This is a genomic window from Pseudoduganella sp. GW821-FHT12E03, assembly GCF_058807115.1.
The window spans coordinates 19879-34856 of record NZ_JBXAQJ010000020.1; the positions used below are offsets into that span (position 1 = coordinate 19879).

11 protein-coding genes are annotated in these 14978 nt (G+C 65.2%); 5 read left to right on the forward strand and 6 right to left on the reverse strand.

Annotated elements, in window-relative coordinates; translation table 11 throughout:
* Window positions 1–117: 117 nt before the first annotated feature.
* Window positions 118–741 (forward strand): Maf-like protein, encoded by a 624-nt coding sequence (locus AC1RRC_RS31960; protein WP_493059870.1) that lies wholly within the window; start codon window positions 118–120, stop codon window positions 739–741.
* Window positions 742–745: 4 nt separating this feature from the next.
* Window positions 746–1483 (forward strand): SAM-dependent methyltransferase, encoded by a 738-nt coding sequence (locus AC1RRC_RS31965; protein ID WP_493059871.1) that lies wholly within the window; start codon window positions 746–748, stop codon window positions 1481–1483.
* Window positions 1484–1497: 14 nt separating this feature from the next.
* On the opposite strand, the gene AC1RRC_RS31970 is transcribed toward AC1RRC_RS31965, so the two are convergent.
* From AC1RRC_RS31970 to AC1RRC_RS31985, 4 genes are all read right to left on the reverse strand, one after another.
* Window positions 1498–2763, reverse strand: a complete 1266-nt coding sequence (locus AC1RRC_RS31970) for an EAL and HDOD domain-containing protein (protein WP_493059872.1) — start codon at window positions 2761–2763, stop codon at window positions 1498–1500.
* A gap of 149 nt (window positions 2764–2912) precedes the next feature.
* Window positions 2913–4490: a 23S rRNA (adenine(2030)-N(6))-methyltransferase RlmJ gene (locus AC1RRC_RS31975; RefSeq protein WP_493059873.1), complete on the reverse strand. Its 1578-nt coding sequence runs from the start codon at window positions 4488–4490 to the stop codon at window positions 2913–2915.
* A 373-nt stretch (window positions 4491–4863) separates the two neighbouring features.
* Window positions 4864–5370 carry a ribonuclease E activity regulator RraA gene (gene rraA, locus AC1RRC_RS31980; RefSeq protein WP_493059875.1) on the reverse strand — a complete coding sequence of 169 codons (507 nt, stop codon included), beginning with the start codon at window positions 5368–5370 and terminating at the stop codon, window positions 4864–4866.
* A gap of 65 nt (window positions 5371–5435) precedes the next feature.
* Complete coding sequence (locus tag AC1RRC_RS31985; RefSeq protein ID WP_493059876.1) at window positions 5436–6650, reverse strand: MFS transporter; 1215 nt, start codon at window positions 6648–6650, stop codon at window positions 5436–5438.
* A gap of 105 nt (window positions 6651–6755) precedes the next feature.
* Between AC1RRC_RS31985 and AC1RRC_RS31990 the strand changes: the two genes are divergently transcribed.
* Window positions 6756–7550: an AraC family transcriptional regulator gene (locus AC1RRC_RS31990; RefSeq protein ID WP_493059878.1), complete on the forward strand. Its 795-nt coding sequence runs from the start codon at window positions 6756–6758 to the stop codon at window positions 7548–7550.
* Between the two features lie 9 nt (window positions 7551–7559).
* Here AC1RRC_RS31990 and AC1RRC_RS31995 read toward each other — a convergent pair whose 3' ends face one another.
* The gene (locus AC1RRC_RS31995; RefSeq protein ID WP_493059879.1) at window positions 7560–10415 is read right to left on the reverse strand and encodes an ATP-binding protein; all 2856 of its coding nucleotides are present in this window, start codon (window positions 10413–10415) and stop codon (window positions 7560–7562) included.
* 127 nt (window positions 10416–10542) lie between these two features.
* Here AC1RRC_RS31995 and AC1RRC_RS32000 point away from each other — a divergent pair, with 127 nt between their 5' ends.
* Together AC1RRC_RS32000 and AC1RRC_RS32005 are read left to right on the forward strand one after the other, a co-directional pair.
* On the forward strand, window positions 10543–11940 hold the full coding sequence (locus tag AC1RRC_RS32000; RefSeq protein ID WP_493059882.1) for an aldehyde dehydrogenase family protein: 1398 nt from the start codon (window positions 10543–10545) through the stop codon (window positions 11938–11940).
* Window positions 11941–11972: 32 nt separating this feature from the next.
* Window positions 11973–12353 (forward strand): hypothetical protein, encoded by a 381-nt coding sequence (locus AC1RRC_RS32005; RefSeq protein WP_493059883.1) that lies wholly within the window; start codon window positions 11973–11975, stop codon window positions 12351–12353.
* Window positions 12354–12384: 31 nt separating this feature from the next.
* Here AC1RRC_RS32005 and clpB read toward each other — a convergent pair whose 3' ends face one another.
* On the reverse strand, window positions 12385–14970 hold the full coding sequence (gene clpB / locus AC1RRC_RS32010) for an ATP-dependent chaperone ClpB (RefSeq protein WP_493059884.1): 2586 nt from the start codon (window positions 14968–14970) through the stop codon (window positions 12385–12387).
* Window positions 14971–14978 lie beyond the last annotated feature (8 nt).

Here is a 14978-nt window from a genome sequence, read left to right on the forward strand (position 1 = left end):
AACCTGCGATAATAGCAGGATTTTCTGCGATGCGCCTGTTTACCCGCACATTTTTATGCGCGCCGCTTTACGGTGCGCAAAGCATATAACAAAACATAGTTTGGGGCCAGTAAACCGATGCCGATTATTCAAAATTCCCCGCCCGACAATACCGTCCCACTGGTGCTGGCCTCCAGTTCCGCCTATCGCCGCGAGTTGCTGGGCCGCCTGCACCTGCCCTTCAGTGTGGACGTGCCCGACATCGATGAAAGCCCGCTGCCCGGCGAGACGCCCAGCGCCACCGCGCTGCGCCTGGCCCGCGACAAGGCGGCGGCCGTGGCGGCGCGCCATCCGGGCGCGCTGGTGATCGGGTCGGACCAGGTGGCCACCCTGGACGATGAACAGATCGGCAAGCCCGGCTCGCATCCCGCCGCCCTGGCGCAACTGCGGAAAATGCGGGGGCGTGAAGTGATATTCCATACGGCGCTGTGCCTGTGGGATGGGCGCAACAATTCGTCACAGGTGGCCGACATCCAGACCACCGTCACCTTCCGCGATTTGCCCGATGCCGAACTCGATGCCTACCTGCGCATCGAACAGCCTTATGATTGCGCGGGCAGTGCCAAAAACGAAGGCCTGGGCATCGCCATCCTCGAGCGCATCGCCACCGATGACCCGACCGCGCTGACCGGCCTGCCACTGATCGCCCTGACCGGCATGCTGCGCAACGCCGGCGTGTCCTTCTTCCACCCAGCTAACTGATCCCATGACCGGCACCCTGTTCCTGATCCCGAATACCCTGGGCGACACCGAGTCGCTGTCGCACGTCATCCCTGAACACGTGCAAGCCACCACGGCTGGCCTGGTGAATTTCGTGGCGGAAAACGCCAAGACCGCCCGCGCCTTTTTAAAACTGGTCAGTGCGCATTACCCGCTGGCGAAACCCATGCAGGAAATCCGCATCAGCGAACTGAACGTCAATACCCCCGCCGCCGCGCTGAAAGGTTTATTGGAACCGCTGCTGGCCGGGGAAGATGCGGGCTTGCTGTCGGAAGCCGGCGTGCCCGCCGTGGCCGATCCGGGTGCGGACCTGGTGCGCCTGGCACACCAGCATGGCATTCCGGTGCGGCCGCTGGTGGGACCGTCGTCGCTGCTGCTGGCCGTCATGGCGAGCGGCTTGAATGGCCAGAGTTTTGCCTTCAACGGCTATTTGCCGACCGACGCGGCGCTGCGCGGCAAGCGGTTAAAGGAACTGGAAATCCGCTCGCGCAGCGAAAAGCAGACGCAGCTGTTCATTGAAACGCCGTACCGCAACGGCGCCATGCTCGAAGCCATCGCCGCCAGTTGCCACGGCACCACCCTGGTGTGCGTGGCCACCGACATCAGCCTGCCAGCGGAAACCATCAAGACCATGACGGTGGCGCAGTGGAACAACCAGCTCAAGGCAGGCAACACGCCGGACTTCCACAAAAAGCCCACGGTATTCCTGATCCTGGGCCAGTGAGCCTGGGTCAGCGATCAGTGCAAGCCGGCCCGGTAATCATTGACCCAGTCGTAGGCCTCCACCTGGATTTCAAACAGGTCGCCCGGCTCCAGTCCCAGGTTGCGCAGCAAGTCGGCGATGTCCTCGTTCTCGCCGGCGCGCTCCACCTGTTCGACCAGTGACAGCATGTCGCCATATTCGCCGCGCCGGTGCAGCAGCGCGGCGCGGACATCATCAAGCACATTGACGCTGTCGAGGATCTCTTCCATCGGTACCGAGAACAGCGTACTCATCAGCGACATGATGCCCACTGTGAAGGCAATATCGGCGCCGGTGCGCTGGCCGGGATGCAGCCGCTCCATCATCAATTCCATCATCTTGCCGCGGGTGGTGGCCATCAGCAGCAGCGGCGAATCAAATTCCTGCTTAGGCCCGTTCTTTACATAGAGCAGTATCTGCAGCCACCGCTGCAACTGGCGCCGCCCCAGCACGATCAGCGCATGGCTGACCGAATTGATGCGAAAGCGCGCTCCCACGGCCGGGGTATTTACCAGGCGCAATAAATTCAAGGTGATCAGGGCGTCGTGTTTGACACTGCGCTCAATTTCCTGCTGGTCCGCATCGGTGTTCAGCAAGTTCAGCAGGTGCAGGATCGCCATCTGCGATGGTTCGATTTTCTTGCCGCTGAGGATGACGGGGCGGGCAAAGTAATAGCCCTGGAAGTATTCAAAACCGAGGTCCATGCAATGCTGGTATTCCTCGATGGTCTCCACCTTTTCAGCCAGCAATTTTTGCGGCGCATTTTTCAGGCTGATCGCCAGCGAATCGAGGTCCGCGCGCGACATGTCGTGGATGTCGACCTTGATCACATCGGCCATGGGCTGGAATTTCTGCACATCTTCGCTGTGGTGGATCACATCGTCGAGCGCGAAGCGGAAACCCTGCTCCTTCAATTCCTGCACGCGCGCCAATACGTCCGGCGTGGCATGCACGGTTTCCAGGATTTCCAGGATCACCTTGTCTGTCGGCAAGAAGTGGATGAAATCACTCATCAAGCCCACTTCATCGACATTGACGAAGGCCATCTGGTCGCCCACCACTTGCTCCATGCCCAACTCGCTGGCATGGGCAATCACGGACGCGGTGGCGGTGGCGTTATCCGTAACACGGGCCGTATCCACATCGGCATGGCGGAACAGCAATTCATAGGCAACCAGGCGCTGGCTGCGATTGAGGATGGGTTGTCGCGCCAGATAAAACTGGTTCGCGATTGCAGGTGAAAAGTCTGCAGGCGTGGTCATGATCGGCCTCAATCTGCACGTTGGTGGTTCCGCCGCGGTTCGGTACCGCGATGCGGCAGGCAGACCGGGCACGTTGATTTGCCGTGCCCGGTTAGTAGTAGCCTATACCTAAAAATGCAGGACTGACAACACCTTTCGTTATAACTTTTTTAACCTTTGCGGGGGCCGTTGCGCGGCCCCGACGTCCGGCCGGTGCCGACGAACGGTTTACCGGACGGACGGGCGGCGCGCTGGCCGGCGCCATTGGCCGCACCGGAGCCGCCCATGCCGGCCGGCCGGCCGCCGCTGCCACGCGCATCCGCGCCACGTGGCGGACGGCTTTCGTAGCCGCCTTCCCTGCCGCCCGCCGGACGGGCGTCACGCATGCGCTCGCTGCCTGGACGGCCACGGTTAGCGCTGTCCGAACCGGCGCCACTAGTGGCGCCACTACCGGCGCGGCCACTGCTGGACCGATCGCTGCTGGAACGATCACTGCTGAATCGATCCCCGCCTGGACGATCACCGCCCGGACGGCCACTGCCGAAACGGTCGCTACCGAAACGGTCACCGCCGGAACGCTCAGCGCCGCTGCGATCGCCCCCGGCACGCTCGCCGCCAGCGCGCGCGGTGGCGCCACGCGCCTTGCCGCCGCCGTAGGGGCTGCCGGTCTCGCCGCCAGGCGCGCTGCGCGGAGCGCGGCCATCGCCGTCGCCGCGCCAGCCGCCCTGCCCGCGTCCGCCCTCGCCACCCGGACGGCTGCTGCGGCCCGGCTCACCGGCGCGCTTGCCACTGCTGCGCGGCGCGGCGGCGGCACGGGGGCCATCGGCGTGCGGCGATGCCGTCAAGCGCGGCGTGGTGGCCGCCAGGCCGGACTCCAGCACGAACGAGGCGCCGGTATCCTCACCCAGCACCTCGACCAGGTACGGCATGACTTGCCTGAGCGTGGCTTCCAGGGTGTATGGCGGATTGATGATGAACATGCCGCTGCTGTGCAGGCCGCCAAAGCCATCCGGCCCAGGCGTGCGAATCGTCAGCGACACGTTGAGCCACTCGGTGCCCGGCATATGCTTCAGGCGTTCCGCAAAATTGCGCGCTTCGATGCGCTGCAGGATCGGGTACCACACGGCATAGGTGCCGCCCGGGAAGCGCGTCAGCGCTTCGCGCACCATGTCGGTGACCTTGCGGTAATCCTGCTTGTCTTCATAGGGTGGGTCGCACAGCACCACGGCGCGGCGCGACGGCGGTGGCAACAACGCTTTCAGCGACTGGAAGCCGTCGGCGCGCGTCACCAGCGCGCGCTGGCCGCGCACCGAAGAGCGCTGCCCCTGGGCGGCCGCGTGTTCGGCCAGCTTGCGGAAGTTATCCGTGCACAGCTTGAAATCGGCCGGGTGCATTTCATACATGCGCAGCCGGTCCTGTTCGCGCGCCACCTGTTCGGCGCAATACGGCGAGCCCGGATAAAACCGCAGCTTGCCGCTCGGGTTCATGCCCTTGATTAAATTCACGTATTCGGCCAGCGCCGCCGGCAAATCGTCGCGCTCCCACAGGGGCGCGATGCCGGTGGCGGATTCGCCGCTTTTCGCCGCATATTCCCCGTCCAGCTGATACACGCCGGCACCCGCGTGGGTATCGATATACGTGTAGGCCGTGTCTTTCCGGTTCATGTATTGCAATAACTGGATCAACACAAAGTGCTTCAGCACGTCGGCGTGGTTGCCTGCGTGGAAGGCGTGGCGGTAACTGAACATGGGATTTTTCCTCTTGGGTGATGGCGCTGCAAGGGGTCCATTATACAGGCCGGTGCATAGACGGCAGCTGGCCACACATCCTGCGATAATTTCTATTTTGAAATTCTCATTTCTAAATAGGAACTATAGTTAGCGTAGGAAAATACAATGAGACAATCGGGCGGGCTCTGCTATCCTGAAGTCACCAAGAATAAAACAGACCAAGAGTAGCCGGCGGCACAGTTTGAACCCGGATGATGTCGACGCCAGCGGCGCTGCCGCTGCGGATATCCGGCCAGCGAAACGTGCCCGGCCCGCTCCACCACCCGTCCGGAAGGGTTGTGTGGGCGCATCCACCGCACCACTGGCGAACCAGGGTGCGGTTTTTATTTGCTTATTTCAGTTTGCTGCGCGCCACCAGCACGCCATCGGCATCGGCATAGATCCAGTCGCCAGGCCGCACCGTCACGCCGGCCACCTGTACCTGGGTATTGACGTCGCCGACGCCCTTTTTCGCGCTTTTTTGCGGATGGGCGCCCAGCGCGCGCACCCCGGTGCCGCAGGCATTGATTTCATCGGTGTCGCGGATGCAGCCATAGACCACGATGCCGGCCCAGCCATTGTTTTGCGCCAGCAGGCCCAACTGGCCGCCAACCAGTGCGCGGCGCATGCTGCCGCCGCCATCGATCACCAGCACCTGCCCTTTGCCGGGCTGTTCCAGCGCGGCGCGCACCAGCGCATTGTCTTCAAACACTTTCAGCGTGCTGGCCGGGCCACTGAAACGCATATGCTGGCCATAGTTGTGGAATACCGGCGGCAACACGGCAAGTTCGCCGCTGTCCAGCAATTCCGGGTTGTCGTCGCACAGGTCGGTGGTGGCGAAACTCGTGGCGAAATTCATGGCAAAGCTCCAAGATTAATAAAGCTTCAGGGTACGCCGAACCGGTGTTGCACCGCAATAGCCGCTCAAGCCTTTTGCAAGCGCAGCGCCCGGGTATTGCCGCCCACGCCCACCGCCGTGGCGATCGCCATGGCCTGGAACACGCCGATGCCAATAAACAGCCAGGCCGGGCGGTTGGCATCCATCAGCGCGCCAAACAGCAGCGGCGCCACCGACAAGCCGCTGTCGAGCCCGGAATACACCACGCCGAACACGCGCCCGGTGGCGTTCGGCGGCGCGGCCGCCTTGATCATCAAGTCGCGCGAGGGGCCCGCGATGCCGGCCGCAAACCCGATCGCGCCCATCAGCACGAACGCCAGCCAGGCCGGCACCGTGGCCGACGCCAGCACCACCGCCAGCAGCGCCGCCAGGGTGAAGGCAAACGCGATGGTCTTGTCATGGTCCTTGCGGCCCGCCGCCAGGAAGCCGCCCAGCACCATGCCGAGCGCCGACGCGCCCATGTACGCCGTATAGCTGGACGTGGCCATCGCCAGCGACATGCCATACAGCGACACCAGCGCCGGCGAAGCGAAGCTCTGGATGCCGCCCAGCGCCAGCGCCGTCACGAAGAAGAAGGCAAAGCACATCCACACGGATTTCAGGCGCAGGAAGTCCAGTGAACCGCCGCCCTTCGCCGTGTCATGCCGCACGACGGGATTCGGGCGCAGCGCCTGGCGGTTCAGCAGCAGCACCGCCAGCACCGCGAACGGCAGCGCCGCCGCGCACAGCAGCGCGGTGCGCCAGTCGGTCAGCGCGGTCACGGACGTCATGAACAGCGGCGACAGCGCCCAGCCGATATTGCCGCTGATGCCGTGCACGGAAAACGCGTGCGCCAGGCGGGCTGACGAAACACGCTGGTTCAGCAAGGTATAGTCGGCCGGGTGGAACACGCTGTTGCCCAAGCCCGCCAGCATGGCGCCGGCGATCAACACCGGGTATTGCTGGGCGCCGGCCAGCACCAGGGCCGAGACGCCCAGCAGGCCGACGCCGGAAAACAGCACGGCGCGCGCGCCGACCCGGTCCACCACGAAGCCGGCCAGCGCCTGGCCGATGCCGGAGACGACGAAAAACACCGTCATCAGCAAGCCCACTTCCACGTGGGACAGGTTGAAATGGGGGATCAGCCACGGGAACAGCGCGGCCAGGATCACATGGTAAAAGTGCGAAATGCCGTGCGCCAGGCCAACCAGGCCGATCACGCGCGCATCGCTGCGGAACGTGGCGTTGTCAGGGGGTGCCATCCGTGGACTCCAGGTTAATAAATTGATAGCACCAGTGTAAGCAAAATTGCCGCGTCTGAATTAAGATAGCATGACATCATTTATCGCAAAACTGCCAACCCTGCCATGCCAGTCCCGATCGTCCACCACACCGGCCTCGACCTGCCCGGCGCGGACCCGACCGAGGCCCGTCCGGTCACCGTGCGGGCCCGCGACCTCGATGTCACGCACCAGATGCAACCGCACCGGCACGCGTGGGGCCAGGTCACGTTCACGCTGGAAGGCGTGGTGCGGGTCACGGCCAACAACAGCAGCTGGATCGTGCCGCCGCAGCGCGCCATCTGGATACCGCCGGACGTCATGCATTCGGTCGACATCCTGGAAACCGCGCGTTTGCGCCCCGTGTTCGTGCTGGCCCGGCGCGCGCCCTTCCCCGGCCAGGAATGCCGGGTGCTGGCGGTCTCCGCGCTGATGCGCGAAATGCTGGTGGCGCTGGAACAGCTCGACCCCGCCGACCATGGCACGCGCGCCACCTTGCTGGGCGAATTGATGCTCGATGAAGTGACGCGCCTGGCCACGCGCCCGATCCGCGTGCCGCTACCGCACGACAAGCGCCTGGCCAGCCTGTGCGCCGCCCTGATCGCCGATCCCGGCATGCCGCACACGCTCGGCACGTGGGCCGGCCAGGTCGGCGCGTCCGAACGCACGCTGGCGCGGCTGTTTGAAAAAGAGCTGGGCATGACGTTTGGCCAGTGGCGCCAGCAAGTGCGGCTGGCCCATGCCACGCCAATGATCGCGCGCGGCATGCCGCTGGCGCAGGTGGCGGAGCACCTGGGCTATGCCAGCCAGTCGGCCTTTTCCGCCATGTTCAGGAAAACCTTCGGCACCACGCCGTCGGCCTTTTTTGCCGACAGTGCTTAGCGTGCTGCGCTACCGCGCCTCGACACCGTTCAACAGTTCGCGCGCCAGCCGCAAATCGCGCGTCTGGAATCCTTCGGAAAAGGATTCATAGGCCGCCAGCAACGGCGCCAGCGCTTCTCCCGCCCGGCCCTGCGCGTGCCGCAGCCGCGCCAGGCTGATGGCCGCGCGCAAGGCCCAGGCGGCGGCGCCCTGTTCGCGGGCGATGTCCAGCGCACGCTGGAACAACTGGCCGGCCTGCTCCGGCGAACCGCCACGATGCAACGATTCGCCCCAGCTGCGCAGCACTTCGGCGCAGCTCCAGCCGGCCAGGCCGGCATCGGCACGGGCAATGGCGCGTGCGCTCAGCAGGCGCGGATGCAGGGTCGCCATCACGTCGACCTGCATGTCCCCGCAATACGGGCTTTGGTGCAACGCCAGGATGGCGGGATCGGTGGCGTCGTCGCCGCCATGCAGCAGGCGCTGCGCAATGGCGAACCCTTCGCCCCAGAAATGCCAGTGCGGCAGCGAGCAGCGCCGCGAGTGTTCCAGGATCAGTTCCGTGTAGCGTGCCGCTTCCGCCGCATCGCCGGACCAGGTGGCGACCGTGCAGCCCAGCAGCAGCGCAAAGCACAGTGAAATTCCATGGCCGACCCGCATCGCGTCATCGACGCATTGCCGCGCCGCCTGCGCCGCCTGTTCCGGGTAACCTTGCAGCCACAGCACGCGCCCCTGGATCGCCAGGGTGGAAATGTGCTGGTCGAACTGGAAGCCCCGGTGCAGCGCATGGCGCCGGTGGCTGAGCGGATGGCGCGCCACATAATCGACATGGGCGCGGGCGCGCTGCTGGTGCCCGAGGTAATGCATGCTGCGCGCCAGCATGCGCGCATGGCCCACCTGCGCCAGTTCGCCGCTGTGCGCCGCGGCCGCGCCATAGCGTTCCGCATACTCCAGCGCGGCCTGGTAATCGCCGCCAAAAATCGCATCGGTATAACAGCCCCACAGCGCCGCCATGCGCGCCGCGCCATCATCGAGGCGCTCGGCCAGCGCCAGCGCGCGGGCAAACGCCTCGGCACGGCGCAGGCTGTCGGCCTGCCCGCCCACGTGCACCAGCGCATGGCCCATGGCCAGCTGCAGCCGCATTTCCGTGCCGGCGTCGATGCGCAAGCCACCACTGCAAACGCGCCGCATCGCCTGTTCCAGGCGGCGCCGGTATTCATCCATCAGCGACAGCTGGTACCACAGCGTGGCCGACGCCGCGCACAGGCGCAGGCCCAGCGCGAAGCGGTCGTCGGGGTGTTCCATCCCATCCGCGCCGCCCAGCGTCCAGTCCAGCGCCGCCCGCACATGGCCGATGCTGGCGCCGAAACGCGCCAGCCACTGCGCCAGCGGCAGTTCGTCAAACAAGCCTTGCGCCTGCTCCATCAGCGCGCAGCAGCGCTGCGCATAGCGGTGCGACACCCATTCCAGCTCGCCGCTGGCGCACAATTTATCGAGCGCATAGGCGCGGGTGGTGCCGAGCAGGCGGTACAAGGTTTCACTGCCGCCGCTGTCGACGCTGAGCAGCGACTTGGCCGCCAGGTTGGCGATGCTGTCGGTGACGAAGTCGCGATCGGCCTGTTCGCAGCGCACCACATCGATCGCGCAATCGAGGCCGAACGGCGCACGGAACACGGCAAAGCGCCGCAAGATCGCCTGTTCCAGCGGCGGCAGCATGTCATAGCTCCAGTCCAGGGTGGCGCGCAGGGTCTGGTGGCGCGGCAGCGCCGTGCGGCGCCCGCGCGTCAACACGGCAAAGCAATCTTCCAGGCGCGCCGCCAGGCCCTGCACGCCAAAGAATTCCGCACGTCCCGCCGCCAGTTCGATCGCCAGCGGAATGCCGTCGAGGCGGCGGCAGATATCGGCCACGCACTCGGCATTGTCATGCGTGAGCCGGAAGCCATCCATGCCATTGGCCGCGCGCTCGACAAACAATTGCACGGCGGGGCTGGCGGCCAGGGCGGCAAATTGCGCCGCGCCGCCGTCGGCCAGCGCCGCCGATTCGGCCGCCGATGGCGGCCCGGGCAACGCCAGCGGCGGCAAGCGGTGCACGCACTCGCCTTCCGCGCGCAGCGGTTCACGGCTGGTGGCCAGGATGCGGATACCGCCGGTATCGTGCAGCAAGCGCTCCGCCAGCGCGGCGGCGGCATCGATCACATGTTCGCAATTGTCGAACACCAGTAACGCCTGCACCCCGCGCAAATGCGCCAGCAGGCCCGGCACCGGATCCTGCGCCAGCGCCGGCACGCCCAGCACCACGGCCAGTGCGCCGCCCAGCTGCGCGGCATCGGCCAGCGGCGCCATATCCAGCACGTGCACCGGTTCGCCCAGCGCCGCACAGCGCGCGGCGGCCGCCAGTGCGACCGACGTCTTGCCCATGCCGCCGGGACCGGCCACCGTCACCAGGCGGCACTGCGACAGCAATTCATCGAGCCGCTGCAGCGTATCGCGCCGGCCGAACAGGCGCGGCTGCTGCAACAGCGGGATGGTCGCCGGAATGCGCTGCGGCGCCGCGGCCGGCGCCATGGCCTGGCGCCGCACCGGCGCCACAAAACTGTAGCCGCGCCCCACCACGTTATCGACATAGGGATGGCCACTGTCATCCTGCAACACCTTGCGCAGTGCGGCGACATGCACCCGCAAGTTGCCTTCCTCCACAAAGGTTTGCGGCCACACCCGCGCCAGCAGCTCTTCCTTGGCCACCACTTCCCCGGCCCGTTCGACCAGCGCCAGCAACAGGTCAAATGCGCGTCCGTGCAGGCGCACGGCGCCGCCGCTGCCATACAGCGCGCGCTCGGCGGGAACCAGCCGGAAAGGACCAAACAGGAAGACGGTATCGGCAGCGGGCATGTCGTTAAAACATGTTGGATTGCAAAGTTTTTGCTTAACACCAATTTACAAGAATTTATGCGCGGGTGCAGCAATTAGTTTTTAAAATGGCACGGTTCCCTACCGGAGGCTGCCTGTGGTCCAGTCCGTGCCACCCACTGTTCATCCCGACGCCTGGTCCCGGCTCAATGCGCTGGTGCGCCGCGCCGACAGTGCGGCAAGCAGCTTTGGACTCAGCAATGCCGCCACGCGCTGCCGTCTGCTGCAAGCCATCGCCAGCGAACTCGATGCCCAGGCCGAGGCATTGCAGGAAGCCGCGCGGCGCGAACTGGGCGCGACACATGCCTGCGTGATGCTGGAGCGCGCCGCGATCCGCCAGCAAATCGATGCGCTGTGCACGGTGTTGCAGCGCCACCACTGGCAACAGGCGGCGATTGAAACCGCGCCGCTGCGCCTGCGCGCCGAACATGTGGCGCTCGGGCCGGTCGCCATCCTCGGCGGCGGCGCCACGCCGGTGCATGGCGCGATCGGACCCGATGCGCTGGCGGCGCTGGCGGCCGGATGCCCGGTGATCGTGCATACCCGCGCCAGCCATCCGCTGTGCCATGCGCTGGCCGGCCAGGCCGTGCTGCGCGCCGTGCGCGCGGCCGGCTTGCCCGATGGCGTGTATGCCCTGTCCCCGGAGTTGCCGGGTAGCGTGGAAGCGCTGCTGGCGCACCCCGACTTGCGCGCCGCCGCGGCCAGCAACCGGGGCGACGCGCTGCGGCTGATGCGGCGCAGCCTGGACCGCGCCGAACCGATTCCCGTGCTGGCCGAACCCGGCGCCTGCAACCCCGTCTTCATCTTGCCGGACGCGCTCAATGCGCAAGCCGAACACCTGGGCCTGCAACTGGTGCGCCAGTTTGCCGCCGCGCCGGCCGCACACCGGCCCGCACTGGTGTTTGCGCCGGAGGGCGACGGTTATGTGGATTTACGCGAAACCATCATCGATGCGGTGGCCGCGCTGCCCGCCATCGCCATGCCCGATGACGCGCATGGCCACCTGCAGCGGGTCGACTGGTTGCTGTCGGCGCCGCGCGTGACCATGCTGGCGGAAGGCGCGCCTCCGGCCGGCGGTGTCACGCGCGGCATGGTGCGGCCGATGTTTGCGGAAACCGATGACACCCATTTGCCGGCGCCGCCCCTGCTCGATGACGCGTGCCGCAGCCCGGCCGGTTTACTGGTGCGCTGCCGTGACGCGCACGCCATGCTGGCGGCGGCCGCGCGCCTGGGCCGCCAGCATGCGGCGGTGCTGCACATCGGCAGCGACGACATGGCGCTGGCCAGCCGGCTGCTGCCCCGGCTGCAACGCATGGCGGGCCAGATCGGCATCAACAGCACCGTGGCGCCGCCCGCCTGGCATGTGGCGGCCGCCAGTCACGCGATTGAACGTTTCCTGCGTCCCGTGGTCTACCAGGACGCCCCTCCCATCCTGCTGCCCGCCGCGCTGCAGGACGATAACCCGCTGCACCTGTGGCGCGCGGTTGATGGGGAAATGCGGCACTAGTCGGTCAATTGACACCTGGGCAGGAGAACCGTATGCGCATCAAGCAAATGGAAGAAAAAGTCGGCGTGGCCAAGATCCGCATCCGCCAGCAGCGCAGCTGCACGATGGCGGTGCTGGGGTCTTTCGTGGCGGCGGACAAGCTGCTGAAAAACTGGGCCTCCGCGCTGCAGCCCAGCGCCGAATGCGATTTTGAAATCGAATACCTGGACGGCTACACCGTGAGCGGCCGCTATCCGATGCGGCAAAAGTGCACCACCAAGCAATCGCTGGGGGCGTATGTCAAGCGGGTGTTCGAGGGCGTGGCGGCCGGCAAGCAGCCGATGGCGCTGGCCGGCGCGGAAGCGGCAGGATTCCTGGAACGCTATGAAGTGGAAGACTTTGCCGAGCGCGACGGACGCAGGACGGCGGCCTGAGTTTCAAGGAACCCGGGCCGCCACCCTACCCTTATTTGGCAAACGCCAGTTCGCCATCGCGGACGTCGACCCGGATCGTGTCTTTCGGACCGAAGCGGCCTTCCAGGATCAGTTTCGACAGCGGGTTTTCAATGCCCTGCTGGACCGCGCGCTTCAGTGGCCTTGCGCCGTACACGGGATCGTAGCCGGCTTCCGCGATCTTTTGCAGCGCCGCCTCGGACACGTTCAAGCCCATGTCCATGCGGTGCAGGCGCTGTTCCAGGATCTTCAGCTGGATCTTCGCAATCGCGCCGATGTTCTTCTCGTCCAGGCCGTGGAACACGACGATTTCATCGATGCGGTTGATGAATTCCGGACGGAAGTGGGAGCGCACTTCCGCCATCACGGACAGCTTCACCAGCGCCGGATCGGAATCTTCCATCGACTGGATTTTTTGCGAACCCAGGTTCGAGGTCATGATGATCACGGTATTCTTGAAGTCCACCGTGCGGCCCTGGCCATCGGTCATGCGGCCATCGTCCAGCACTTGCAGCAGCACGTTGAAGACGTCGTGGTGCGCCTTTTCCACTTCATCGAGCAGGATCACGCTGTACGGCTTGCGGCGCACCGCTTCGGTCAGGTAGCCGCCCTCGTCGTAGCCGACATAGCCCGGTGGCGCGCCGATCAGGCGGGCCACCGAATGCTTTTCCATGAATTCGCTCATGTCGAGCCGGATCAGCGCATCTTCGGTATCGAACAGGAAGGCCGCCAGCGCCTTGGTCAGTTCCGTCTTGCCGACACCGGTCGGGCCCAGGAACATGAACGAACCATACGGACGGTTCGGGTCAGCCAGGCCGGCGCGGGAACGGCGGATCGCATCGGCCACCGCCGTGATGGCTTCATTCTGGCCCACCACGCGCTCGTGCAGTTTATCTTCGATGTGCAGCAGCTTGTCGCGTTCGCCCTGCATCATGCGCGACACGGGAATGCCGGTCGCGCGCGACACCACTTCAGCGATTTCTTCCGCCCCCACCTGGGTGCGCAACAGGGTCGGCTTGCCGGCCGCCTGCGCGCCAGCCGCCGGCGACTCGGCCTGCTTCAGTTGCGCTTCCAGTTGCGGCAATTGGCCATACTGCAATTCCGACACGCGCTGCCAGTTCGAGGCGCGCGTGGCTTCGTCCATTTGCTGGCGAATGCGTTCGATTTCTTCCTTGATGTGCGTGGTGCCCTGCACATTAGCTTTTTCCGCCTTCAGCACTTCCTCGAAATCGTTGTATTCGCGCTGCAGTTTCGCGATTTCCTCGTCGATCAAGTCCAGGCGGCGGCGCGACGCGTCATCCTTTTCCTTCTTGACGGCTTCCTTCTCGATCTTCAGCTGGATCAATCGGCGTTCCAGCTTGTCCATCACTTCCGGCTTGGAATCAATCTCGATCTTGATCTTCGACGCGGCTTCATCGATCAGGTCGATTGCCTTGTCCGGCAGGAAGCGGTCGGTGATATAGCGGTGCGACAACTCCGCGGCGGCAATGATGGCCGCGTCGGTGATCGCGACCTTGTGGTGCAGCTCGTACTTGTCCTGCAAGCCGCGCAAGATCGCGATGGTTGCTTCCACGGTCGGTTCATCGACCAGGATTTTCTGGAAGCGGCGCTCCAGCGCGGCATCTTTCTCGATGTATTTGCGGTATTCATCGAGCGTGGTGGCGCCCACGCAGTGCAATTCGCCACGGGCCAGCGCGGGTTTGAGCATATTGCCCGCATCCATCGCGCCTTCGGCCTTGCCGGCGCCCACCATGGTGTGCAGCTCGTCGATGAAGACGATGGTCTGGCCCTCATCCATCGCCAGTTCCTTCAGCACGGCTTTTAAACGCTCTTCGAACTCGCCACGGTATTTCGCGCCCGCCAGCAAAGCCGCCATGTCCAGCGACAGCACGCGCTTGCCGCGCAGCGAGTCCGGCACTTCATTGTTGACAATCCGCTGCGCCAGGCCTTCGACGATGGCGGTCTTGCCGACGCCCGGTTCGCCGATCAGCACCGGATTGTTCTTGGTGCGGCGCTGCAACACCTGGATCGCGCGGCGGATTTCATCGTCGCGGCCAATCACCGGGTCCAGCTTGCCCTGGCGCGCCCGTTCCGTCAGGTCCAGCGTGTATTTTTTCAGCGCTTCGCGCTGGCCTTCGGCTTCCTGCGAATCGACCTTGCCGCCACCGCGCACGGTGTCGATGGCCGCTTCCAGCGATTTACGGGTCAAGCCGTTTTCGCGCGCCAGGCGGCCGGCGTCGGACTTGTCGTCGGTCAGCGCCAGCAACACCATTTCACTGGAAACGAACTGGTCAGCGCGCTTTTGCGCTTCCTTGTCCGCCAGGTTCAGCACGCCGATGAATTCGCGGCTGGCTTGCACGTCGCCGTTATTGCCGGACACCTTGGGCAAACGCTCCAGCCCGCCCTTGATGGCGTTGGTCAGGCCGCCCAGGTTGACGCCGGCGCGCTGCAACAGCGAACGGGCGCCGCCGTCGTCCTGGTTGATCAGGGCCGACAGCAGGTGCACGGGTTCAATATAGGGATTGTCATTCCCGACGGCCAGGCTTTGCGCGTCGGCCAGGGCTTCCTGCAATTTTGTGGTGAGTTTGTCTTGCCGCATGGTAAACC

Bases quoted from the DNA above. Each gene is read 5' to 3' on its own strand.
- AC1RRC_RS31975 (WP_493059873.1), bottom strand. From the start codon at position 4,490: ATGTTCAGTTACCGCCACGCCTTCCACGCAGGCAACCACGCCGACGTG.
- AC1RRC_RS31995 (WP_493059879.1), bottom strand. From the start codon at position 10,415: ATGCCCGCTGCCGATACCGTCTTCCTGTTTGGTCCTTTCCGGCTGGTT.
- AC1RRC_RS31965 (WP_493059871.1), top strand. From the start codon at position 746: ATGACCGGCACCCTGTTCCTGATCCCGAATACCCTGGGCGACACCGAG.
- clpB (WP_493059884.1), bottom strand. From the start codon at position 14,970: ATGCGGCAAGACAAACTCACCACAAAATTGCAGGAAGCCCTGGCCGAC.
- rraA (WP_493059875.1), bottom strand. From the start codon at position 5,370: ATGAATTTCGCCACGAGTTTCGCCACCACCGACCTGTGCGACGACAAC.
- AC1RRC_RS31970 (WP_493059872.1), bottom strand. From the start codon at position 2,763: ATGACCACGCCTGCAGACTTTTCACCTGCAATCGCGAACCAGTTTTAT.
- AC1RRC_RS31990 (WP_493059878.1), top strand. From the start codon at position 6,756: ATGCCAGTCCCGATCGTCCACCACACCGGCCTCGACCTGCCCGGCGCG.
- AC1RRC_RS31960 (WP_493059870.1), top strand. From the start codon at position 118: ATGCCGATTATTCAAAATTCCCCGCCCGACAATACCGTCCCACTGGTG.
- AC1RRC_RS32005 (WP_493059883.1), top strand. From the start codon at position 11,973: ATGCGCATCAAGCAAATGGAAGAAAAAGTCGGCGTGGCCAAGATCCGC.
- AC1RRC_RS31985 (WP_493059876.1), bottom strand. From the start codon at position 6,650: ATGGCACCCCCTGACAACGCCACGTTCCGCAGCGATGCGCGCGTGATC.